Below are 24,118 nucleotides of genomic sequence, written 5' to 3' on the forward strand. Positions count from 1 at the left end.
GCGATTTGGCTTCCGATCGCATGCGTACGCATCAACTCAATCGTTCAGCCGCTCACGTAGGGCTATCCACGTAGGCAATCGGCAGCGCCCGGACGACGGCTTTGGCGAGCGTGTCGGGACGCGTCGGCTTCGTCACGTGGGACTGGAATCCGGCGGATCGCGCGCGCCTCGCATCTTCCGCTCGCGCGTAGGCGGTCACCGCGATGGCCGGTACCTTCGCGAGCCGGCCCGGCAACGAGCGAATCCGCTTCAGGAGGGCATAGCCGTCTTCGTCCGGCATGCCGATATCCGTCACCAAGACCTTGGGCTCGAAAGATTGGAGGATTCTGACCGCCTCGGACGCGGAGCTCGCGACCTCGACGACCGCGCCATAGGAGGCGAGCGCCTCCTTGAGCATGTCACGAGCGTCGGGCTGATCGTCGACCACGAGGATACGTACCCCGAAGAGCTCGGGCAGCTCGCTCCCATCACCTGCGTCGAGCGGACGCGGAGCGAAAGACTGGCGAACGGTCGTTCTCTCGGTCGGCACATCGGTCGGTGCGTCGGTCGGGATGACGTCGGCGATGGCCCGGACCGGAAATTGGACGACGAACGTGGAGCCGTTCCCCCGTCCTTCGCTTTTGACCGACACCTGGCCGCCGTGGAGCTCGACGAGATGACGGACGATCGACAGGCCCAGCCCCAGACCGCCTTGGCGCCGGGTGGTCGTGCTGTCCGCCTGTCGAAAACGGTCGAAGACGAAGGGCAGGAAATCGATGTCGATGCCCATGCCGGTGTCCTCGACTTCGAGAACGATCGCCCCGAGCGCACGGCGCAGCCGGACGGTCACCTTGCCGCCGGGCGGGGTGAACTTGATCGCATTGGAGATCAGATTCCAGGCGATCTGACGAAGCCGCTCCGGATCGCCGACCATGAGGAATTGGTCGTCTTCCACGTCGAGCGCGTCGAGCCGAACGCGGATGTCCTTGGCGCGTGCAGACGTCTTGAGCGACTCGATTGTCTCGACGACGAGAGGAACGAGCGTGGTTGGATGTGCGTCGAGATGGAGCTTGCCGCGGATGATGCGCGAGACGTCGAGAATGTCCTCGATGATGGTGGTTTGGGCCTTGGCATTCCGCTCGATGACCTCGAGGCCTTTGGCGAGAACCGCAGCATCGTTCCTTCGTTCCGTCTGGAGAATCGAGGCCCATCCCATGATCGACGAGAGCGGCGTGCGGAGCTCGTGGGAGACGACCGCCAGGAATTCGTCCTTCATGCGACTCGCGTACTCGGCGGACGCGCGCGCGGTTTCCGCCTCCGCTTCGGAGACCTTCCGAGCGATGGCCTCGGAGATCTGGGCCGCGATCGTGCGTGCGAGACGAACTTCGTCGTCCGTGAAGACACGCGGCTCGTGCGAATACACCATGAACTTGCCGAGCAGCTTGCCATGATGCACGAGCGGGAAGAAGCCGAGTGCGCCGACGGCTTCACGACGAAAGATCTCGCGGTACGGCGCCGCGGAGGGATCGGTCTCGACGTCGGTGATGAAGACGGGCGTGGGGTCGGTCGTGTCACGCGACCACGGTGAGTGTCCGGTCACGGCGGTGCGATACTCGTCCGAAAGACCTCTCCACGATTTGAAGCGAATGACTCCGTCGCCGTCGAAGAGAAGAATCGACGAACGGCTCACGTCGAGGGCGCGCTGGACGATGTCGAGCGCCGGCTCGTAGACCTCGGGGAGCGACGTGGCACGATTCACGGCGTCGACGAGACTGTAGAGCAGCGCCATCTCCGTACGCGCGCGCTGCTCGGCTTCGTACATTCGTGCGCGATAGAAGCCTTGCGCGCAGTGCTCGCCGACGAGAAGGAGGAAGGCACGCTCATCGGCGTCGAAATCGCGCGCGTCGTTGAACGCGAAGGCCAGAACTCCCGTCGTTTTGCCCTGGACGTTCAACGGGAGGCAGGCGAACGACATGATATTTTCGAAGGAAGAGGCGCAGCGCGGATAAGTCCGTGAGAACTCGGCGTGCGTTCCGGCAAAGACCGGTTCGCGGCGGCGGAAGCAGTCGGTAATCGGCGCATGCTCGTCGAGGGAGACGACACGACCGAGCTTCTCCGGGGCTACTTGGTGCTGCCGGAGCAGCGTGAGCTCGATAGGCGCATCGTCCGCGAGCCAGATTGCGCCGAAGTCGGCGCCGATGGCGGCGACCCCATGATCGATCACCGCCTTGGCGACGTCGTCGTACGTGAGCGTCGACGCCAGGTCGGTCATGATGGCTTGCAAGCGATGCATGCGATTGGCTGCGCGCTCGATAGCGGCGCGCGCGTTCTGCTCGTACTGATAGAGCCTGGCGTTCTCGACTGCGAGCCCAGCGCTCACCGCGAGCTGCTCGGTCATGTCGAGGTCGGCCGCCTCGAAGTTCCTGGGCCCATCGGTCTGCGTGAGCAGCGTGAGAGAAATTGCGCCGATGACGCGGTTGCGGGCGATGAGCGGAGCAAGGATGGCTGCCTTGAAGCCGATCGCCCGAATGAGCTCGAGGTGCTCGGCATTGCGCGCGTGCAGTCGGAGATCTTCGTCGGTGACGCACGTGCGGAGCTCGGCTTTCCCGGTGCGGATGACACGAGCCACCCCCGTCCGCTCCTCGAGCTCGACGGGGAACCGCTGGTCGAGCGCCTCGCCTTTCTTGCCCGCGGAAGTTTGCGCCCATGCCCCCGCGACCAGACGCAGCCGTTCGGTCCCCTCCTCGATCAAGTAGACGTGGCACGAATCGGCGACAGCCGGCACGGTGAGCTGGACGAGCTGACGCAACGTCTCGTCGGGATCGAGCGAGGTCGAAAGCAGCTTCGTTCCTGCTTGGACGAGGAACGAGGCGCGACGATGAGCAGCCTGCGTCGTTTCCACCGTCTCTTTCCACGGCGCAACTTCCGCGAACACGCAGAGCGCTCCGGCGAGAGAGCCGTCCACCTCGTGCATCGGGGCCGAATGCGCGAGCAGCGTGCTCAGCGTCCCATCGCGCCGGCGAATATCGAGCTTCACGGCCGTGCCTACGCCGGGGCCGCGAAGCGGATCGCTCGTGGCACGACCATGCTCGAGGGCCCATTCGGTGAACGGTCGTCCGCGACCGAGGTCGTCGAGAACGGTGAAGTCCTGACTCGAGTGTCCTGTCCGAGCCCGGTCGTGCTCACCGCCTGCCCAGAGATGCTCAGCCGCGCGATTCATCGAAACGACCTGGCCGGTCGAATCGCACGCCATCACGCCATAAGTGGTCCGCTCGAAGATGGCATCGAGGAGCTCACGCTTCTCCCCAACGACCGAACGCACGCGCTCTGTTTCGCGCAGAAGTGACTGCAGCTCGACGGTGAGGTCGAGGATGGGTCGCGTATCGGCCATACGCATTTCCGACCGTGGACTTAGCACCCAGCCACGGAAGGTGTGTCCACGCGCACACCTCGTCGTCGCCTCTCGTGCACGAGCTCGCGCAAGCGAATGGCGATTCCCGCCACGAGGCATGAGCGGTAGGAAGCGCCGCCGCGCGCGACGCGGGACCGTTCACGACGGTCAACCGAACGGCCTCCCGTCGGTCACCCGCGTCCGCATCACGATGAAACTGAGCGCAAGCTCCGAGCACGCACGAGCGCCGCGCCGCGCCGATCGTCTTCACCGGCGATTCCTTCGTGCCTGCATTCGAGTCGTTGCCCGTCGTGCCGTCGACGAACACCCCGTAATCGTTCACGACGCACTTCGGGGAGTTCTTCGGCTCCACCGTCGGATCACATCCGGCAGGCGCCGGAACGCCCTCGACGATAGGGCCGTCGGTCGATGCATCCTGTTCCAATGCCGTCGCCGGTGAACCGTCAGCACCGTCGAACGAGCTGCAGTTCACCAGCGACACGGACGCAATCACCATCGCGCCCACCAACAAACGGCCCCCCATTCGCATCGTCAGTTCACCTCGATAACGTCGCCCGACTGCCCCTCGGGCCCGTCGTTGACGCCCGCCGCTCCGCCGACGCCTTTCGCCCCCTTCGTCCCGGGCGTGATGGTGGTGTTCTGAAGCGTCGGCTTCGCCCCGCTGTACAGGACGCCCGCGGAGACGCCCCCGGCGCCGCCACCGCCCGCGCCGCCGGCGCCGCCTTTGCCACCGTTGCCGCCGTTGCAAGCCGCACCGCCGCCCGTACCGCGTGTGCCCCCGGGACCACCTGTCCCGCCGGTCCCCCCGGTCCCGCCGGTCCCGCCGCTGCCCGCCTTGCCCGACGTCAGCGTCGAGTCGACGATTGTGGCTGCGGAGGAGCCAAGGCTCAGCAACGCTAGGCTCGCACCACCACCACCACCACCGCCACCGCCACTGCCGCCACAGCCGCCGCAGCCTCCGCTACCGCCACCACCACCATTGCCCCCGCCGCCGCCACCTCCCTGCCCCGGCGTTCCATTCGGTCCCTCAAGACCAGTGGCGGGGACCCAACCAGCCAGCAGTGTCCCGAGCTTCGTCTCGCTGGCCGCCGCGACTGCAGCTGGCGCGTTCGAGCCATTTCGCCCGTTGATGCCGTTCTGACAGTCATCAACGGTGCCGCCCGCGCCCGTCGCGGTCTGCGGGTTGGGGTTCAGCTGCGGCTCCTTTCCTAGAGAACCATCGGCGTCTTGGTTCCCGCCACCACCGCCCTTGCTCGAGCCACCAGTCGAGCAGACACACGTTTGCGCGGCACCGCCCACCCCCGCGTCGCCATTGTTACCGTTCAACGAATTCGCGGTTGGCATGGAGCTCGTAAGCGTGCCCGGCATGCCAGCCGCGCCCGGTTTGCCGTCCGCTCCGTCGTGTGCCGTCAATGATACGCGCTTGAACGTTACGTTGGCGCTCTCGCTCACGAACGCAGCAATGCTCGACGTTGACGCTTCCGTGCCCGCGATGGATTCAAAAGCCAGGTCTGCGATTACCACCGCGCCCGCGACCTTTTCGATCTGCAGCGCATACCCCGCGTCTGCGGGCGCGATCTTCGGCTTCGCCTCCGTCGCAGCGAAGCCCGTGCACGAGAAGCCGCCGTAGAGCGATACCGCGCTCGAGAGCTTCACGTGCTCCGCGTACGTGCCTTCGCAAACATACACGCGAGGCTTGCCGCCAAGCTTCCCCAGCGCCGCGCCGATCGTCTTCACCGGCGATTCCCTCGTCCCCGCGTTCGAGTCGTTGCCCGTCGTACCGTCGACGAACACCCCGTAATCGTTCACAACGCACTTCGGAGAGTTCTTCGGCTCCACCGTCGGATCACATCCGGCGGGCGCCGCAACGCCCTCGACGATGGGGCCGCCTGTCGATGCATCCTGTTCCAATGCCGTCGCCGGTGAACCGTCAGCACCGTCGAACGAGCTGCAGTTCACCAGCGACACGGACGCAATCACCATCGCGCCCGCCAACAAACGGCCCCCCATTCGCATCGTCAGTTCACCTCGATAACGTCGCCCGACTGCCCCTCGGGCCCATCATTGACGCCCGCCGCTCCGCCAACACCTTTCGCGCCCTTCGTCCCGGGCGTGATGGTGGTGTTTTGAAGCGTCGGCTTCGCCCCGCTGTACAGGACTCCGGCGGAAACGCCCCCAGCGCCGCCACCTCCGGCGCCACCGCTGCCACCCTTTCCTCCATCGCCACCACCGCAGCCGGTCAGCGATCCGCCACCTGCGCCGCCAATGGTTGCTTCACCGCCAGCGCCACCTCCACCCCCATTGCCGGCCGCACCGGAGACCAAGCTACAGTCCTGCAATTGGACGGTTGATGATCGGGCGCCAATCGCCGCGCTGGCTCCACCGCCACTCCCTGCTTTGCCTGCCGTTCCTCCGCATCCGCCGCATGCACCACTCCCCCCAGCACCCGAGCGGCCACCGCCGCCACCTCCGCCCTGCCCAGGAGAACCGGCCGCGCCATCGACGCCCGAGCCAGGCAGCCAGCCGCCCTCATCGAGGGCGCCGATGCTGGTAGTCGGAGATGCGTTGGTCGCGTTTGCAGCATCCGCTCCCGGCAGGCCAATTCCGCCCGGATAACTGCACATCGCGCCGCCCGTACCACCATGACCGTTATGTGGTGACGGTTGACCAGTCGGATTCTCCGGAATGTTCAGTCCGCCGTTTTGCCCATCAGAGCCCGGCGGACCGCCAGCCCCTCCGACACTTGTGCCGCCGGACGAACAAGTACATGTCCGCGTTTTGCCTTCGGTGGCACCGGTAGCGCCCTCGCCGTCCAGCGACTTGTCGGCCGTGCCCTTGGTGCCCGCCGCGCCCGGTTTGCCGTCCGCTCCGTCGTGCGCCGTCAGGCTCACGCGCTTGAACGTTACGTTGGCGCTGTCGCTCACGAACGCCGTGATGCTCGACGGGGACGCTTCCGTGCCCGCGATGGATTCAAAAGCGAGGTCCGCGATTACCACCGCGCCCGCGACCTTTTCGATCTGCAGCGCATACCCTGCGTTCGCGGGCGCGATCTTCGGCTTCGCCTCCGTCGCTGCGAAGCCCGTGCACGAGAAGCCGCCGTAGAGCGATACCGCGCTCGAGAGCTTCACGTGCTCCGCGTACGTGCCTTCGCAAACATACACGCGAGGCTTGCCGCCAAGCTTCCCCAGCGCCGCGCCGATCGTCTTCACCGGCGATTCCCTCGTCCCCGCGTTCGAGTCGTTGCCCGTCGTACCGTCGACGAACACCCCGTAATCGTTCACGACGCACTTCGGGGAGTTCTTCGGCTCCACCGTCGGATCACATCCGGCGGGCGCCGCAACGCCCTCGACGATGGGGCCGCCTGTCGATGCATCCTGTTCCAATGCCGTCGCCGGTGAACCGTCAGCACCGTCGAACGAGCTGCAGTTCACCAGCGACACGGACGCAATCACCATCGCGCCCATCAACAAACGGCCCCCCATTCGCATCGTCAGTTCACCTCGATAACGTCGCCCGACTGCCCCTCGGGCCCGTCGTTGACGCCCGCCGCTCCACCAACACCTTTCGCGCCCTTCGTCCCGGGCGTGATGGTCGTGTTCTGAAGCGTCGGCTTCACTCCGCTGTAGAGGACGCCCGCCGAGACACCACCCGCGCCGCCACTACCTGCACCGCCGTTCCCGCCTTTGCCACCGTTGGCGCCAAGGCAAGCGGCACCGCCGTTGCCACCTTTCACGCCGCCAGTACCACCTTCGCCCCCCGCGCCCCCCGTGCCACCGTTGCCCGCTTTTTCAGCGGTCAGCGTCGAGTCAACGAGCGTCACTGCAGACGCTCCAACGCTCACCAAGGCAACACTTGCACCGCCACCGCCACCGCCACCGCCACCGCTTCCACCGCAGCCACCGCAGCCGCCGCCACCACCGCCGCCGCCCGATCCGCCGCCACCACCGCCTCCCTGCCCTGGCGTTCCGTTGGGTCCAACAATGCCCGCCGAAGGAATCCATCCGGACACTTGAACTTCGCCGAGCTTGCTCACACTCGCGGCGGGGCTCGCGGCGGGCGCGTTGGATCCAGGGCGAGCACTCACGCCACCCGAAAAACAGTCGGCTTCTGTCTGTCCCGCACCAGTTGCGTTAGTAGGGTCCGGAGACATCTGATCCTCCTTCCCCGCAGATCCATCACCGCCTTTGACGCCACCAGCACCGCCCTTACTGGTGCCGCCGGTAGAGCAAGTGCAGATCTGCGGCGCTCCGCCGTTGGTGGCGTCACCTTTGTTTCCATCGAAGGTATTCGCTGTCGGCATGGCGCTCGTCAGCGTGCCCTTCGTCCCCGCCGCGCCCGGTTTGCCGTCCGCTCCGTCGTGCGCCGTCAATGACACGCGCTTGAACGTTACGTTTGCGCTGTCGCTTACGAACGCCGTGATGCTCGACGGGGACGCTTCCGTGCCCGCGATGGATTCAAAAGCCAGGTCTGCGATTACCACCGCGCCCGCGACCTTTTCGATCTGCAGCGCGTACCCCGCGTCTGCGGGCGCGATCTTCGGCTTCGCCTCCGTCGCCGCGAAGCCCGTGCACGAGAAGCCGCCGTAGAGGGACACCGCGCTCGAGAGCTTCACGTGCTCCGCGTACGTGCCCTCGCAAACATAGACGCGAGGTTTGCCGCCGAGCTTCCCGAGCGCCGCGCCGATCGTCTTCACCGGCGATTCCTTCGTGCCTGCATTCGAGTCGTTGCCCGTCGTACCGTCGACGAACACCCCGTAATCGTTCACGACGCACTTCGGTGAGTTCTTCGGCTCCGCGTTCGGGTCGCAGCCTTCGGGAACGGGAGCCGAGGAGTCCGCGTCGGCGGCGTCGCGCTCGTCGCCGCCGTCCTGGCCGGCCGTTTCGGGGCACGTGCCGTTTTCTTGGCACGTACCGTTCGTCGAGAGACTGCACGCCGCCGCGAAGACGAACGCGCCCACCACCCCAAGACCCAAGACGTAGTTTTTCATCGGCACTCCAAGCACTCAGAAGGTTCCAAAGAGAGTAAGTCCACCACCATCACGGCTCACGGCAGGAACTACGTGCGGCGCCTCCTTGCGAGGCCACACGAACAGCGCCACGCCGGTGGCCGCGACGACCGCACCGCTGATCACGAAGACGGTCGAGAGCGTCGCGTTGCGATCCTGCGAATCGCGCGCGTCGTGCCATTCTCCGCATTTCGGCGAGCCGACGCCCGAGCAGCCGCTCGGACCGAGCTCGTTCTGGAAAGCGTCCGCCTTGTCCTTGTCGTCGCTCGCCTTCGAAGCGAACAACACGCCGGCGCCGACGCCCACGAGGCCCACACCGAAGGCGGCCACGCCAGCGATGCGTCCCGTATCCCAGAACGACTTCTCGCGCACGACCGGCGGGGGCTCCACGTTCGTGGTCGTCGAGCTCGTGCTCGCGGGCGAGGACGACGTGGCAGCGCCGCTCGACGAGGGCTTCATCTCGAGCGTGGTCACGCTGCCCACGGAAGCCAGCACGCGACCTTCGTAGCGCTCGCTGTCGAGCGTGCCGGTCGCGACTACCGTGCCCGGTTCGAGATCGAGCGGCTCGGCGAGCGGCAAACGGAGCTCCTCGCCATCCACTTTCACCACGAGGCCGGCTGGGCCGCGCACGTCGACGCGCGCCACCTTCGGCTCGAGCTCCGCGATCGCCTTCTTCGCCATCGGCAACCCCTTCGGGTTGAGCAGCGGGTTGCGAACGGCTTCACGGAAGTGCCGCAGCGCCTTCACGTTCTGTCCGAGGATCTTCTCGGACACGGCCAGGTTCAGAAGAATGTTCGGCGACGGATACGTCGCGTACGCCTTCTGGTACTTCTCGACGGCCTCGCTCTCGCGATCCTTGTCGTGGAGCTTGAGCCCTTCTTGGAAGAGAGCCTCGGCCTGGGCCTTGCGAGGGTCTTCTTGAGCCGAGGCGGGGAGCGCGATGCACGTGACGAGTGCAGCCGTAAGAACGAATCGATAGCGAAGCATTACAAGTTCCGTAGAGCGTCGGTTTTCGGAGGGGGCTCGTGCGATGCCGGTTGCGTGGGCACCGGCGAAGCAGGCTTCGGTTCGGGAGCTTTGACGGTGGGAGGCGGCTGCGCCGGCGAGGGCTGCGCCGTAACGGCCTTGACCGGCACGACGACCGGCACGACGGGCGCCACCACCGGACGCGCCGCACTCGAGGCCACGGGCGGAGGAGCCGCCGTCTCGATCGGATCGGCGGTCACGGCAGCCGACGGTTCCGGCGTGACGGACGCGGTCGACACCGCCACCGAAGTCGACGCCACGCTCGGCTTCGCGGACTGCTCGCCTTGCGGCCGCTCGCGTGAGGCGAGGAGCACGACGGCGAAGGTCGTCGCAAGAACCGTTGCCATGGCGATCAGCGACAGCACCTTGCGACGGACGGCGCGCCGACGATGGGCCGCGGGCACCGTCTCCTCGATCATGTGGCCCATCCGGGGCTCCCTCGTCAGCACCACCGGTCCGGGCTCGAGCGCCTGCACGGGCGTCGGCAGCGTGGGCAGGGGCTCCGTCATCGCGATGATCACGGCGCCCTCGGCCTGCTCGGCGGGCAACACACTCTTGGCGGGCGAGGCCACGCCCGCGTAACGCGCGCCGTCGGCGCCTTCCGATTCCGCCTGCTCGCGAACGGGCGCCGGAGGGGTCGCGCCGGCGAGGCCGTCCAGCACGTCGTCGACGTTGGCCGGCGCCGAGGCCGACGGCTCGGTGTCGTTCCTGGCGGGATCGGCCTCGACGCGAGCCCGCATCGGACCGACGCCCGGTTTGGTGTTTTGGTTCTTCACGCACGCCCTCCAAAAGGGAAGCCGCTGGCCAGTGGCGCCAGAGGCGGCAGACAAAGCGAGCGGGTCTCGGACGAACGACGAGCCGTCGCCACGTCCGCCACGTCGACCGGCGCCGCGAAATCCGCCTCTTTGTACCCGAAAGTCACGAGAGCCCCTTACGTGCGCAGTTTACCGTCGAGGTCGATGCCGCACCATCGGCCGTCCACGGAGAAGGTTGCGCAAATTCGTGCTGCAACATTCTGCCGCGCAGCCCCCAACCCCGACGAAGGCACCTCTAACCCGGCCCACGCGACGAGGGGAAGGAAACGACGGGCCCTCCCTCAACTGGGTTGTAACTGCACCAGGCGACTTCCCCCGATCGACTCCGCGCCAAAGACCGCGCGCGACCCCCTCGAAGAAGCCGACGAGCGGGGCGATTCCGACCACGGCCCCGCATGCAAGACTCGTCGATAGCGACTACAGTCCTCACCGATCTTCCATGGCCATCACGAAGAGCAAAGCGCGCAAGGCCGAGCTTCCCACGGTAAAAGACTTCCAGACCCTCCTGCGCTCGGTGGGGCTCCGAAGCACCACCCCCCGTGTCGCCGTGCTCGAGTACTTTCACACGCACTCCGGGCCCAACAGTCACGCAGAGCTCTTCGAGGCCCTCGGGGACAAGGGCTTCGATCGCGCCACCATCTACCGAATCCTGATGGACCTGGCCGAGGTGAACATCCTCTCGCGAACCGACGTCGGCGATCACGTCTGGCGCTTCGAGCTCAAGCGCGGCGTGGGCGGCGCGGAGCACACCGAGGATCATCCCCACTTCGTCTGCGTCGATTGCGGCGAGGTCTCCTGCCTGCCGGGGCTCACGTTCAAGATGGAGGGCAGCAAGGCCCCCAAGTCCGTCATCCGCAACAAGGTCGCCGTGCAGCTGAAAGGGCGTTGCGACAACTGCGCGTAGCCCGCGGCGGCCCATCGGCATCACGATCGCTGTTGCAACAAAATTGCGTTAACGATAACTAGCGACCTGCTTGGTCGCAGTCGTCTTTTCTCGTGTCGCGCGGTCCGCGCGGCGGGCGCCGAGGTTTGCCCAAACCCTGGCGATCGCCGGCACCTTCGCTCTCCCGGCCCTCGCTCGCGCGCAGGTCGCCCCGACGGCACCTCCCGAACAGGAGGTCCACGTCGTCGGCCGCTCGCACATGCCGAGTCGAGGCGCGGGCGACTACGAGATCCCCGTCGACAAGCTCGCCGAGGTCCCCCACACCGACGCGGCAAGCCTTCTCCGGCTCGCCCCCGGCGTCTTTCTCACCAACGAAGGTGGCGCCGGACATCCCAACCAGATCTTCCTGCGCGGGTTCGACGCGCGCGAAGGGCAAGACGTCGAGTTCAGCGTCGACGGTGTGCCTATCAACGAAGTCGGAAACCCGCACGGCAACGGCGTCGCCGATAACCACTTCATCATCCCCGAGCTCGTTCGACGCCTGCGCGTCATCGAAGGCCCCTTCGCTCCGCAGCAAGGAAACTTCGCGGTGGCCGGCTCGGCGCTCTACGAGCTCGGTCTCTCGTCACCTGGCCTCACGATGCAGGCCATGGCCGGCTCATGGAACACGAAGCGGCTGCTCTTGCTGTGGCGTCCCGAAGGCTTCACCGAGCGGACCTTCGCGGGTGCGGAGCTCTACAAGACCGACGGCTTCGGACAGAACCGCGGCGCCGAACGCGCCACGGCGATGGGCGGCTACGAAGGTTCGCTCGGTAAATCGGGAAGCTATCGAATCCTCATCTCGTCCTACGCCACGCACTACGGCCAGGCCGGTGTCTTGCGCGTCGACGACGTCGCCTCCGGCCGCAAAGGGTTCTTCGACACCTACGACCCTTCGCAGGGAGGTGACTCCTCGCGGCACTCGATCTCCGGAACACTCGAGGGCAAGGCTGGCAACACGAGGCTCTCGCAATCCGCCTTCCTCGTGCTCCGCGATTTCCGGCTTCGCCAGAACTTCACCGGCTTCCAGCAAGATCCCCAGCAGACCTGGCAATCGCCGCACGCCCAGCGAGGCGATCTCGTCGACCAACGTGCGCGCGAGCTCACCGTCGGAGGGCGCGGCAGCGCGCGCAGCAGCTTTCGGGCCTTCGGCCGCAAACAGGAGCTCGAGCTCGGCTACGTCGGACGCTACGACCGCATCGACGCTACCCAGCAGCGCGATCGCGACGGCACGACGGTGCCTTACCGAACCGACCTCGATCTCGCGTCGGGCGTCGTCGACATCGGCATGTACGCCGACGCGAGCCTCAAGCCGCTCCCGTGGGTCACCCTACGCGGCGGCCTCCGCGGCGACTTCTATCATTACCTCGTCGAAAACCGCTGCGCGGTGAACACGCAGAGCTCGTTCGGCGGCGATCCGCTCGACACCGAGTGCTTCTCGTCCGACCGCCAGGGCTACCGCAACCCCACGCAGACGGCCTCCACCGCCGCGTCGATCGTCCAGCCGCGAGGTACGCTCCTTCTCGGCCCCTTCGAAGGCTTCACCGCGAGCACCAGCATCGGCAAGGGCTCGCGCAGCATCGACCCGCAGTACGTCAATCAAGACCTGAAGTCGCCCTTCGCCGAGGTCACCGCTTGGGAAACGGGCGTCGCCTACCTTCGCTCGCTCGGTGACGTCGATCTGAGCGCGCGCTCGGTCTTCTTCCAGACGCACGTCGACAAGGACCTCTTCTTCAACCAGACCGAGGGTCGAAACACGCTCGCCGGCGGCACCACGCGCACCGGCTGGGCCGGAAACGCCCGCGTGACAGGCTCGTTCTTCGACGTCGCCGCGAACCTCACGCTCGTCCGGGCGCGCTTCGACGACACGCATCTCGACATTCCCTACGCGCCGAACCTCGTCGCTCGGACCGATGCGGTCGTCTTCGGCGAGCTCCCGATTCGCCTCGAAGGACATCCGCTCCGCGCGTCGCTCGGAACCGGCGTCTCGTACGTGGGCTCGCGTCCACTTCCGTACGACGAGCGCTCCGACACCATCTTCCTCGTCGATCTCGGTGCATCCGTTCGATGGCGCGCCCTGTCGCTCGGCCTCATGGCCACGAACCTGATCGACCGTCGCTATCGGCTCGCCGAGTTCAACTACGCCTCGGACTTCCATAGCCAGCCCTACCCCACGCAGGTAGCCGCACGTCACTTCGTCGCGGGTGAGCCGCGCGCGCTCTACGCCACGATCACCGTGACCCTCGACGGAGAGAAAGGAACCCCATGAAGCATCGAGTCGTCGCAGGCACCTTCCTCGCGCTCGGTATCGCGTGGGGATGCGCGGGGTCCACCGGCAGCAAGCGCTTCGCCTTCGACGCGCGCATCGGCGGCGTCGAAGACCGAACGACGTTCACGAACGAGACCGGCTGGACGATCACGCTCACCAAAGCCGAGATCACGCTCGGGCCCGTCTATCTCAACGTCGTCGCCCCTCTCCGCGACTCGACGCAAAGCCTGCGCGAGCTCTTCGTGAAAAACGCGTGGGCGCATGGAGAAGGCCACCTCGACGACGGCCGTGTCGTCGGCGAAGTTCTCGGGCAAGTCCGCTTCGACGCACTCTCGTCGGAGCTCGTCACCTTCCCCGTGCGCGGGACGATGACGCAAGACGAAGTCCGAACGTCGGAGATCTGGTTCTACCCCGAGCCCGGCGTGTCCGCCGAGAGTACGAAGATCGCGACCGTCGCGCTCGACGTGGCCGGCGTCGCCGTTCGCGATTCCACCAACGTGGCCTTCCGCGGCCAGCTGATCTTGAACGACGCCTGGCAACCCGACCAGGTCAACGGCACGCGTGGCACCGCGTCGATCACCGGTCTACGCCAGGTGCGCGGCATCCCCTCGAGCTTCTTCCCCGACGAAGGCGGCCATCTGGAAATCCGCCTCGACGTCGCCCGCCTTTTCCGAGGCGCGAACTTCGCGAACCTCGAGGCCAATCCCACCGACCGAGACGGCACCAAGGTGCTCGTGCAAAGCAAGAGCGGCGCGGTCTCCACCGACCAGGTGATGACCAACCTGTACCAGGGCCTCCACGACGCCACGGGCACGTACGCCGTCCGCTGGATCCCGCGCTGACGCCCTGTCCCGCCGGCGACAGCGCACTCTTACGCCAATCAAGTTGCAATAGAACACCAATTGCAGGAGACCTCATGAAGCTCGTTCGCCCCCTTGCCCTCGTCGCTGCATGTCTGATCCCCGGAGTCGTCGCGTGCAGCAGCGATGACACCACTGCAGGTTCGCCAGGCTCGCCAGGCTCGCCGACCGACGTGACCGATCCGGGCAAAGGCGGCTTTGTCGTCACGGTGTCCGGCGAAGATCTCGCAGCCGTCGGCTACGACTGGACGTCGAGCGCGCTCGCCTCGGGCGATCCGCCGGCGTTCGTCGACGGCTGGGCCGTCAACTTCGAGCACGTCATCATCACCGTCGACAAGATTCGCGTGAACGCCGATCCCGACAAGAACGAAGGTAACCCGGAGGACATGGGCGGCGTCGTGGCGACGGCGGACGGACCGTGGGCCGTCGACGCCACCCTCGGCGGCAATCTGGTCGGCAAGAGCGGCTCGCCCGACGAGAAGACGGTCGCCATCACGTCGATCGCTTCACAGTCGAACGGCGCATCGTTCGACCCCACGGCGCGCTACGCGTTCAGCTACGACCTCGTACAGGCCTCGAGCGCCGCAAAGATGGTCAACCTCGATGCCGAGGGTCAGGCTCTTTACGAGCAGGCAAAGGCGCGCGGCTGGTCGATGATCTTCGCCGGCAAAGCCACCTACCGAGGCCCCGCGCCCGACGCCTCGTCGGTGTTCTCCAAGATCCCGACGGAGGTGAAGTTCACCCTCGGTCTCCACAACCCGTCGAGCTACGTCAATTGCCGGAACACCGACCTGCAGCAGGTCGGCGGCGAGTTCCCTCGCGGTGTCCAAGCGAGCGCCAACGGCCCCACGACCGTCCAGATCACGATCCACACCGACCACGCATTCTGGGACAAGCTGAACGTGGAGGGCACGCCGCTCCACTTCGACCCCATTGCCGCCAACGCCTCGGCCGATGGCACCGTCACCATCGACGATCTCGCGAACGTCGACGTCACCGGCTTCACGACCCGAAGCGGCGAACCGCTGCCGTGGCGAAGCCTGGTCTCGGACTACACCGCACCGAACGGTCAGATGCGTTTCGACGCCAACGGCACCAGCTTCGCGAAGGCGAACAGCTACGCCTCGTACCTCGCGTATTCGGCGGCCTCGGGCGGCCACATGAACGCCGACGGCGAGTGCGTGGTGAAGAACGCGTTCGCTCCCTGAGCGCGGCCATGTGCGCGCACACGCGCATACGCACATCCGCCCACGGCAAAGCGTCAAAATTCGAACTCAGGGAGTCGCCCTACGAGACTCCCAGTTTTCCCGATCGACGACTTCCTGGCGGTCTGCGCCCTCCCACCGTCACGTGGTTGGCGCCAAAGCCTCCGAAAGGCCCTCCGAGGAGCGGCATACGCCGTGCAATTCGTCGTTCTCGAGGAATGAGGGCGATGAGGATCGAAGAGCTGCTCGACAACCGCATGCCGACGCCGGTGCTCGAATCACGCTACATGGTGGGCGAGATCATCGGCGAAGGCGCCATCGGATGCGTGTATGCGGCGCGCGACGTCGTGCTCGGTATCGACGTCGCCGTCAAAGTCATGCGCCACGAGCATGCACACAAGGCGAACGTCATCGAACGGTTCCACCGTGAGGCCGCGCTCGCCGCGCGCATGCTGAGCCCTCACGTGGTCAAGGTCCTCGGCATGGCCGTGACGCGCAGCGGCGCGCCGTGCATCGTGTACGAGCGCCTCCAGGGCGAGACGCTCTCGGAGCGACTCGCGCGCAAGGGCACGCTCACGCTCACGGAGACCGCGGACATCGTCAAACAGATCGCCCGAGCGCTCACGCGCGCGCATGCGCTCGGCGTGATTCATCAAGACGTCAAACCGGACAACGTCTTTCTCGTCGACGAGGGCGGCGATCGCCCGCTCGTGAAGCTCATCGACTTCGGCATCGCCGAGTCGATCGTCGGCAAGGATCGCCCCGAGCAATACGAGCTCGCCGGCACGCCCGAGTACATGGCGCCCGAGGTGCTCTTCGGCGTCAGCCCTCCGGACTCGCGCTCCGATCTGTATGCGCTCGGTGTCGTCGCGTTCGAGTGCCTGACCGGCCGGTGCCCGTTCCCCGGCGAGAGCTTCCTCGAAGTGCTCATGGGCGTACGCGCGGGCGCCCTGCCGTCGGCTGCCGTTCTGCGCCCCGATCTCGACGACGAGATCGACGAGTGGATGAATCGCGCACTTCATCCCGATCCGTTCTGGCGGTTCGCTTCCGCGAAAGAGCTCGGTGACGCGCTCGACAAGGTCCTGCGCACGGCGGCGCCAAAGCGACACGTCCTTCGTCGCGCAGCGTGATCCGACCGCGTGACGCGAAGGCACCTCCGCACCCGTGTGCGGCCACGGAGCCGCCGCATTGACTCGAACCAGGACGGACGCACTTTCATCGGCACTCGTGAAGGGCACCCCGTGAAAGAGCGTCAGGCCATTTTGGCGGCGTGGAAGGAAGCGCGTGAGGCGGGCCAGGAAGTCGTCCTCGCCACGGTCGTGAAAGTCGAAGGCTCGACCTATCGAAAGCCGGGAGCTCGACTGCTCGTTCTGCCCGACGGCCGCTGCGTCGGCTCGGTGAGTCGCGGCTGCATCGAAGACGAAGTCGCGCGCCAGGCCTGGATCGAGGCCCGCAAAGGCACCCCTCGCGTCGTTCGTTTCACCACGCGCTCCGACGACGGTGAAGAGGAGTGCGCCAAAGGTGCCGACAGCGACGGCACGGTGCACATGCTCCTCGAGCGCATCGACGCCGGCGAAGACAACGCGCAGCTCGCGCTGCTCGCCGCGTGTCACGAACATCGACGCCCCGGTGTTCTCGCCACGATCATCGCGTCGGCAGATTCGTCGCTCGCGCGCGTCGGCGATCGCGTGATCGTCGGCCCCGACGCAATCGTCTCGGGCAACGTTGGCGATTCCAATCTCAAGCGCGCGCTCGCCGAAGGCGCGTCGACGTGTCTGCTTCATCGACGCTCGGAGACCTGCGTTCTCGGCTCGTCGAACGAGCTCGAGGTCAGCTTCGAGCTCGTGAAGCCGCCGACCTCGCTCTTCGTCTTCGGCGCCGGCAACGACGTGATGCCCGTCGTGAGTCTCGCCAAGGAGCTCGGCTGGCTCGTGAGCGTGGCCGATGCGCGCGCCGAATGCGCGAAGGTCGAGCGCTTCCCGCTCGCGGACGACGTGCACGTTCTGTCGATGGACAAGCCGCTCGCGGGGCTCTCCATTCCGGTCGGCGCCGCTTGCATCGTCATGACTCACAGCGCCGATCAGGATCGCGCGCTCCTACGCGCCCTCGCGCCTCTCCCCCTCGCCTATCTCGGCGTGCTCGGTCCCCGTCGTCGAACCGATCGCCTGCTGTCCGAGTCGGGACCGATGACGTTCGCGTCGTCCTCGGGGTTGCATAGCCCCGCGGGGCTCGACCTTGGCACCGACACGCCGGAGGAGATCGCGCTCGCGATCTTGGCGGAGATTCAGGCCACGCTCTCGGATCGCGATGGCCGGCGCCTGCGCGATCGCACCCACCCGCGGGTGCGCGTCGCCGAGTCGGCCGCCGAGTGACGACCTCCCTGTGACTACTTCACTTCGGCTTTCCAGCCGAGCGTGCCGCCACCGACGTCGGGCCGCGTCGGCTCCGGTCGCGTGAGGAAGTACGTGGTGGCGGCGGCGGAGGCGACGACACATCCCGCGGCGGTCCAGAACCACCAACGCGAGAACACCGACGGCGTCTCGCGACGGAGCGTGGCGCGCATCGCCGCTTCCTGCCCGGCCTCGACGGTGACCTGGGATTCGTAGGGAACGAATCCGTCGCGCCGGACCAAGACGCGATAGAGTCCGGCAGGTCGCAAGACGTCGACGGGCGCCGGTCCTACGTCGACGCCGTTCACCGCGACGAGCGCGCTCGGCTCGGACGCCGAGATCTTGATGGTGGCGGGCAAGCGCGAGAGCTCGAAGTTCAGCGACCCCGATTCGCCTGCCGAAAAGGAGCGAGAGACCGTCGTGTCGCGAAAGCCACGACGCGAGAACATGAGGATGTGGAGGCCCGGGTCGAGCACCACGGTGAAGGTCCCGCGCGGCGCGGGCTCGCCAGGCCCGGGCGAACGAATGCCGGCGACCAGATCGGTGCCGGACGGGAACAGAGGTCGCCCGTCGATCGCGAGCGTGGATTCGGCGGGCTCCACCGTCAGCTTGAAGCGCACGAGCATGCGATCGAGCTCACCGAGGATCGCATGGGCCTCGGAGACGAGGCTCGCGGGCAAGAGACGATGCTCCTTCGCACCACCTTCGTGCTCGGCGAGCGCTTCGAGATAGAGCTGACGAGCGCGCGTGTAGTGGCCCATCGCGCGCTCGCACGCCGCCATGTTGAACGTGGTGACCGGATGTTTGCGTACCGCTCGTGCCCGTTCGAACGCCGTGAGGGCTTCGGCCCACTGCGCCTTCTCGACGAGCACCGTGCCCTCGGTGAAGGCCGAGCGCGCGCGATCGGCATCGTCGTCCGCACGCGCTTCGTGCGCCGAGCAGGCGACGAAGAGAGCGATTCCAACGAGCGAAAGGGAGAGTTTCACGGGTCCTCGAGCAGTGTTTTCACTCTAGGTGACGTGAGGCGCTCGTCGAAGTCGCAGAAAAGTGAGGCGCTTCCGAGGGGATCAGTACGGACTGACGGCGTGGACGCCCCCCGGCAAGCGCGCGGGCGCCGACGAGGGCGTTCCCGGATGGGCCGCCCCGCCAGCGGAAACGGACGAGCTTCGCGTGGCCGGCCGCTTCGAGGGAGCCGATGGAGGAGCGGCTCCGGCATCGACGATCGCCACGGGCTCGGCAGGTTCCGCGACGACCGGAGGAGCCGATGCCGATTGCGCCGGCGCAGGTGTCGTCGCCTCGGTCTTCACGACGGCCGATGCCTCGAGCGCAGGCACCGGAGCTGCGGTGTGCGCTCGCGCCCGCACGAGCCCTCCTCCGATCGCGAGGACGACGAGAGCGCCGGCTGCAACTATCCAGACGGGCACACGACGCTTCACCGGAGCGGAACCACCACGTCCAACCGACACGTGCAGCGGCGGGGGAGTCCAGAAATCCTGGACATCCAGCGTTTGCGCGAGAGGATCGATCGAAGCCGGAAGCGGCGTAGCTGCCGTGATCTTCGGCAGCGGGCCGTCGGCGTGGCCTTCGAGGACCGACAGGATCTCCACGAGGCTCGGTCGCGCGGTGCGCTCGGACGCGAGCATGCGATCGACGAGACCGAGCACGCTCGGCGGAAGGTCAGGGCAACGCGACACCAGCGGCGTGGCCTTGCCCATCGTGATGGCTTTGAAGATCTGACCGGCGTTCTCGCCCTCGAACGGCCTCGACCCCGAGACGCACTCGTAGAGGATGACACCGAGCGCCCAGACGTCGGCGCGACCATCGACGTCGCGCTCTCCGAAGATCTGCTCCGGCGCCATGTACGCAGGCGTTCCGAGCATGGTGCCCGTGTTGGTCATGCCCGCGGTGTGCAGCTCTTCGGCCGTCACGACCTTCGCGATGCCGAAGTCGAGGACCTTCGTGATCGTGGTCCCTCCGCGGCCGCGATGGAGATAGAGATTTTCGGGCTTCAGGTCGCGGTGGACGATGCCGAGCGAGTGCGCGCTGCCGACCGCAGCCACGGCCGCTCCAATCGTGTGCGCCGCCTCCGAAATCGTCATCGGACCGAGGTTGAGGCGATCGCGGAGCGACTGGCCGTCGAGCAGCTCGAGAACGATGATGGGCGAGCCCGAAGGCGGGGCGAGGATCTCCTCGACGGCGACGACGTTCGGATGTTGGAGCCGCTGCGCGATGCGCGCTTCGCGCACGAGACGCCGAACCGGGTCGACGCCCGAGACCTTCAGCACCTTCAGAGCGACAGGATGGCCATCGCCCTCACGGACGGCGGACCAAACCTGGCCCATGCCCCCTTCCCCGACGCGAGCGACCACCTTGTAGCGGTCGGCAACGACTTTTCCGGGTTCTAGGAACACGCTGTACCGTAGCCTGTGAGATAATGTGTGTCCAGCGTGTGTCCAGTCGAGCCCGAAACTGAATAAACGCTGCGAATCGTTCGTTATTTCGTCCGATCGGGCCCGAGCTCGTCGAGAACACGCTGGAGGCTCACGTCTAGACGGCTCATGAGGACGCCGACGAGGCTCTCGAAATCGGCGTTCGCGAGCTGCAGGCGATCGGCGAGTCGCTGGCGGGTGCCCTTGAAGAGTTGCTCGCGGATCGCGACGAGCCATCGCGCGGCCGTCGCGCGGTGCACCTGATAGAGCGAAGCGATCTCGTCGATCGACAGACCGTCGAGCACACTCATGCGGAGCACGGTGCGGTCTTGGGCCTCGAGACTGCCGAGCGCTTCGTGGAATGCCGTCTTGAACGCAGCGCCGTATTCCGAACGAATGTGCGCGAGCTCGACGTCGTTCGAGATCATGTCGGCAATGGCATCGTCCGACTCGATCGAGCGCTCGGTGCCGAGTGGTTTGGCGCGACGCTCCATCGTGATGGCGATCCTCGTCGCGACCATGCGCAGCCAAGCGGTGAGCGGCGCGCGCCCCGTGTACTGCGCGAGCTTCGGTGGCTGACCGTCCGGGCTCACCAGCACGCGCTGGCGTACGAGCTGTCCGAGCTCGCTGCTGTCCGAGTGGCGATGAGAGCGAGCGACTTGGCTTGCCACCGGCACGACGTAGGCCGTGTCGAACACCGCGAGCGCCGCCCGATCGCCCGACAGACACCCGATCGCGACGAGAAGGTCGGGCGCGCAAAGTCGCTCGAGACTCTCGAGGACGCATTCCGTCGGAAGGTGCTCGGCGACGACGCGAAGAAACGAAACGTCCGGCACGTGCACGTCGGGAAGTGCCGCACGAGCTTCGGTCAGCCTCGCTGCGAGGAGCGGTTCGAGCTCGGAGCCGGAAGGGAGCGTTGCGAGGCGTTCCCGCGAAAGCGCACGCCCAAGTTCGTCGGCGAGCGGATGGGCGGACATCGACTGGGGATCATACCAGAGCCCTTTGTCGCTACCACCCGCCAACGCCAGACTCCCGTTCGGTCAAGAATCCTCTACGATGGCAAAGGCCCGTGGACGCCTGCCCTTCCGAAGAAGAATTGCTGGAGGTGCTCGACAGCAGCGGGCCCACGCGCCCCCAAGAAGCGAAGAAGCGTGTCTTCGCGCATGTCGACCGGTGCGCAATGTGTAGGGAGCTCGTCGCTTCGTTCGTGAAAGACACACGACCGAACGCAGCAGGTCACAAACCGGCCGAAGCACTCGAAACCCTCGGCCCGGGACAAACCATCGGTCGTTACGTACTCGTGCGATGCCTCGGGGTCGGCGGCGCGGGAGTGGTCTGGGAAGGCCACGATGGCTCCCACGCATTCGCCCTCAAGGTGCTGCGCCATTCGGCTTCGCACAACGTTCGGCGTCATCGACGTGAAGCGCGCATCGCGATGACGCTGCAGCATCCGAACATCGTGCCCGTGCACGAGGTGTTCGACGATCGCGCGCTCGGTCCCGTCCTCGTGATGCCGCTGCTCGGCGGCGAGACCTTCGAAAAGGTCCTCGGCCGCGCCGGCAAGCTCTCGCTCGAGCACACCGTGGCGTATCTCCTGCCCGTCCTCAACGCGATCGCCTACGCGCATGCTCAGGGCGTGGTCCATCGGGATCTCAAACCGCAGAACGTGTTCGTCCAGCGCGATCGGATCTCGATCCTCGACTTCGGTGTCGCCAAGCTCCTCGAAGAATCGAGCCTGGCAGGGTCGGCGATCACGCGAACCGGCGAGCTGCTCGGAACACCGCGCTACATGGCCCCCGAACAGATCTTCGGCGAGCAGAGAATCGACGCGCGCGTCGACGTGTGGGCCGTCGGAGTCATCGCGTACCGTGCGCTCTCGGGCGACCTTCCCATCGCGGCGCGCACGCTCGGTGAGGTCATCAAGGTGCATACCCGCGGCGCGATCGTCCCGCTGGAGCAACGAGCGCCGGAGCTCCCGCGGGACGTCACGAATGCAGTCATGCACGCCTTGCAGGGCGAGCACGCGAAGCGCGCGCCGAGCGTCGACGGTCTCGGCAACGTACTCTCGGGGTATGCGCGCTATCGGTGATCGACCTCAGGGATTGTGGAGCGAGAGCGGGCCGAGGTAGTCACGCTTGCCGATGTTCACGCCGTTGTGACGCAAGATGGCGTAGGCGTGATTGAGGTGGAAGAAGAAGTTCGGCTGCGCGTGCTCGAGGAAGTAATCGGGCCCGGTCATCCACTTTCCTTCCCAGCGCGGCTGCGCGACCTTGCGCGTCGCGGCCTCGGCGAAGTCCTGCGCGGTGAAGCCGTCGAGGAGGCCGATGGTCGAGCGAACGCGCGCGCGGAGCTCGTCGAGGGTCTTCTCGTTGTCCTCCTGCTTGGGCGTCTCTTTGCCGGCGAGGCGGAACGCGGCGAATTTCGCCGAATCGCAGCAGCTCTGGATCTGGCGCGCGAAGGCGAACTGATCGGGCGCGAGACGAAGGCCAACGATGACGTTCGGGTCGAAGTTCTTGGTTTGAGCGTACGTGCCGGCCGCCTCGAGCCACTTGTCGAGCTGACCGAGCATCTTCTTCATCTGTCCGATGGCTTCGAAGTACATGCGCGCATCGTAAAGCAGCGCACGGTCCGATTCACGGCTTTCGCCCGGCGGAGATTCCGCTTCGTCGTTACTCGATGCGAACGGGCTTCGACGGCTTCCTCGCCACGACTTTCGGCTTCTCTTCCATGAATTTCTGCTCGAGCGTGAAGACCTCTTCACCGTCCGGGACGGAAACGCTGAGCTCTGGCATCTGCGGCCGGAGGTAGCGGAGCTTCTCGTCGGAGGTATCCAAGGTGAGCGTCAGCGTCTCTCCCGTGCGCGGCTCGAGCTTCAAGAGCGCATAGCCCATCGCATCGGTCTTGCCGATGACACGACCGAAATACCGGACGGGCAGGTTCGGAACGCCCGGGGTCCGAAGGGCGATGATGATTCCGTGATCGAAGGGCTTGCACGAGACCTCGTACTCGGGCGTGCCGCTCGATCGACGGATGATCAACGAAGGCATTCGCGAAGGAGGAGCGAAGCCCTGCGGACAGCTGACCGACAGATCGACCTGCGTTCCGTCTTCGCCGGCGAGGGAGAGTCGTGCGCGGCCATTCAGGTCGGTCTTGGTCGTGGTCCCGCCCGCCGAGACCTCCACGTCGGAGAGGGGCTCGTCGGGGTCGCTCGAGACGACGACCACCACGTGGGTGGGTCCCGGCGGAGGCGGCGAGCGAAAACTCGCACAACCGATCGGCAGCGTGGCGAGCAGGAAGGCGACGAACGACGAAGAGAGACTCGATGGCATCTCGCACGTCGGCGAGTGCAGAGACCGAGCCAGTCGGAAGCTGCAAATCCGTCCGGGAAACGCCGTCTCCTTCACCGATATCCATTCACGAGTTGCGCACCCCGAATGCGCAATTCGTAACCCCCTGGGGAGGTGGTGCATCGGCGGTCCATGCGTGGAATTAGCGGGAAATTTGCCACGTGGCGTGTTGGTCGTGGCTGGCCTTCAGGTTGCAAATACGTCTCGCACGGCCGCTCGCTTCGAGCAGCCCGCCAAGGAGACAACATGAACACGAAGAACGTCCTCGTCCGCTGCCGCAACTGGTTCACCCGGCTCGCCGGCGACACACGCGGTGAGATGGTCGAGTACGCGATCGTCGTCGGCGTCGTCGCCCTCTCCGCCATCGCGGCCTACACGGCGTTCGGTGACAGCATCAAGGGCAAGATCCAGGAAGAAGGCGGCAAGGTCACCAGCATCCGCACCGGCTGATCCTGGAGG

19 protein-coding genes are annotated in these 24,118 nt (G+C 66.4%); 8 read left to right on the top strand and 11 right to left on the bottom strand.

All coding sequences use genetic code 11. From position 1 onward, the window contains the following. Window positions 1-52: 52 nt before the first annotated feature. From AKJ09_RS06385 to AKJ09_RS06420, 6 genes are all read right to left on the bottom strand, one after another. Window positions 53-3,370, bottom strand: coding sequence for a GAF domain-containing hybrid sensor histidine kinase/response regulator (locus AKJ09_RS06385; protein WP_169927306.1), 3,318 nt, complete (start codon window positions 3,368-3,370; stop codon window positions 53-55). 552 nt (window positions 3,371-3,922) lie between these two features. After that, window positions 3,923-5,374, bottom strand: coding sequence for a hypothetical protein (locus tag AKJ09_RS52715; RefSeq protein WP_169927307.1), 1,452 nt, complete (start codon window positions 5,372-5,374; stop codon window positions 3,923-3,925). 35 nt (window positions 5,375-5,409) lie between these two features. Beyond that, window positions 5,410-6,879, bottom strand: a complete 1,470-nt coding sequence (locus AKJ09_RS06395; protein ID WP_146646293.1) for a DUF1565 domain-containing protein — start codon at window positions 6,877-6,879, stop codon at window positions 5,410-5,412. 2 nt (window positions 6,880-6,881) lie between these two features. Beyond that, window positions 6,882-8,378 (bottom strand): hypothetical protein, encoded by a 1,497-nt coding sequence (locus AKJ09_RS54145; RefSeq protein ID WP_205633619.1) that lies wholly within the window; start codon window positions 8,376-8,378, stop codon window positions 6,882-6,884. A gap of 15 nt (window positions 8,379-8,393) precedes the next feature. Beyond that, window positions 8,394-9,383: a tetratricopeptide repeat protein gene (locus AKJ09_RS06415; protein WP_146646296.1), complete on the bottom strand. Its 990-nt coding sequence runs from the start codon at window positions 9,381-9,383 to the stop codon at window positions 8,394-8,396. Further along, window positions 9,383-10,198, bottom strand: a complete 816-nt coding sequence (locus tag AKJ09_RS06420; RefSeq protein WP_146646297.1) for a hypothetical protein — start codon at window positions 10,196-10,198, stop codon at window positions 9,383-9,385. The genes AKJ09_RS06415 and AKJ09_RS06420 overlap by 1 nt, the downstream gene beginning before the upstream one ends. Window positions 10,199-10,676: 478 nt before the next feature. On the opposite strand from AKJ09_RS06420, the gene AKJ09_RS06425 reads away from it, so the two are divergent. The 6 genes from AKJ09_RS06425 to AKJ09_RS06450 all read left to right on the top strand — a co-directional run bounded on the left by AKJ09_RS06425 (window position 10,677) and on the right by AKJ09_RS06450 (window position 17,865). Further along, entirely contained in the window at window positions 10,677-11,141 is a 465-nt protein-coding gene (locus AKJ09_RS06425) for a Fur family transcriptional regulator (RefSeq protein ID WP_146646298.1), read from the top strand. Window positions 11,142-11,211: 70 nt separating this feature from the next. Then, window positions 11,212-13,428 (top strand): TonB-dependent receptor, encoded by a 2,217-nt coding sequence (locus AKJ09_RS06430; protein ID WP_169927309.1) that lies wholly within the window; start codon window positions 11,212-11,214, stop codon window positions 13,426-13,428. Continuing rightward, a complete protein-coding gene (locus AKJ09_RS06435) occupies window positions 13,425-14,270 on the top strand; it encodes a hypothetical protein (protein WP_146646300.1) in 846 nt (281 codons plus the stop codon). Before AKJ09_RS06430 ends, AKJ09_RS06435 begins: the two co-directional genes overlap by 4 nt. Window positions 14,271-14,344: 74 nt before the next feature. Further along, entirely contained in the window at window positions 14,345-15,496 is a 1,152-nt protein-coding gene (locus AKJ09_RS06440) for a hypothetical protein (protein WP_146646301.1), read from the top strand. 224 nt (window positions 15,497-15,720) lie between these two features. Then, window positions 15,721-16,623, top strand: a complete 903-nt coding sequence (locus tag AKJ09_RS06445; RefSeq protein ID WP_169927310.1) for a serine/threonine protein kinase — start codon at window positions 15,721-15,723, stop codon at window positions 16,621-16,623. Window positions 16,624-16,734: 111 nt separating this feature from the next. Beyond that, the gene (locus AKJ09_RS06450) at window positions 16,735-17,865 is read left to right on the top strand and encodes an XdhC family protein (protein ID WP_169927311.1); all 1,131 of its coding nucleotides are present in this window, start codon (window positions 16,735-16,737) and stop codon (window positions 17,863-17,865) included. A 14-nt stretch (window positions 17,866-17,879) separates the two neighbouring features. Here AKJ09_RS06450 and AKJ09_RS06455 read toward each other — a convergent pair whose 3' ends face one another. From AKJ09_RS06455 to AKJ09_RS06465, 3 genes are all read right to left on the bottom strand, one after another. After that, complete coding sequence (locus tag AKJ09_RS06455; protein WP_146646304.1) at window positions 17,880-18,869, bottom strand: PEGA domain-containing protein; 990 nt, start codon at window positions 18,867-18,869, stop codon at window positions 17,880-17,882. Between the two features lie 81 nt (window positions 18,870-18,950). After that, complete coding sequence (locus AKJ09_RS06460; protein ID WP_146646305.1) at window positions 18,951-20,294, bottom strand: serine/threonine-protein kinase; 1,344 nt, start codon at window positions 20,292-20,294, stop codon at window positions 18,951-18,953. Between the two features lie 83 nt (window positions 20,295-20,377). Then, a complete protein-coding gene (locus tag AKJ09_RS06465) occupies window positions 20,378-21,289 on the bottom strand; it encodes a sigma factor-like helix-turn-helix DNA-binding protein (protein WP_146646306.1) in 912 nt (303 codons plus the stop codon). Window positions 21,290-21,519: 230 nt separating this feature from the next. On the opposite strand from AKJ09_RS06465, the gene AKJ09_RS06470 reads away from it, so the two are divergent. After that, on the top strand, window positions 21,520-22,401 hold the full coding sequence (locus tag AKJ09_RS06470) for a serine/threonine-protein kinase (protein WP_169927312.1): 882 nt from the start codon (window positions 21,520-21,522) through the stop codon (window positions 22,399-22,401). 6 nt (window positions 22,402-22,407) lie between these two features. Here AKJ09_RS06470 and AKJ09_RS06475 read toward each other — a convergent pair whose 3' ends face one another. Next, window positions 22,408-22,914 (bottom strand): DUF1993 domain-containing protein, encoded by a 507-nt coding sequence (locus AKJ09_RS06475; RefSeq protein ID WP_146646308.1) that lies wholly within the window; start codon window positions 22,912-22,914, stop codon window positions 22,408-22,410. A gap of 67 nt (window positions 22,915-22,981) precedes the next feature. Beyond that, the gene (locus tag AKJ09_RS06480; protein WP_146646309.1) at window positions 22,982-23,641 is read right to left on the bottom strand and encodes a hypothetical protein; all 660 of its coding nucleotides are present in this window, start codon (window positions 23,639-23,641) and stop codon (window positions 22,982-22,984) included. 264 nt (window positions 23,642-23,905) lie between these two features. Between AKJ09_RS06480 and AKJ09_RS06485 the strand changes: the two genes are divergently transcribed. After that, the gene (locus AKJ09_RS06485; RefSeq protein WP_146646310.1) at window positions 23,906-24,109 is read left to right on the top strand and encodes a Flp family type IVb pilin; all 204 of its coding nucleotides are present in this window, start codon (window positions 23,906-23,908) and stop codon (window positions 24,107-24,109) included. The last annotated feature ends 9 nt before the right edge of the window (window positions 24,110-24,118 follow it).

It is taken from the genome of Labilithrix luteola (assembly GCF_001263205.1).
Lineage (GTDB): Bacteria > Myxococcota_A > Polyangia > Polyangiales > Polyangiaceae > Labilithrix > Labilithrix luteola.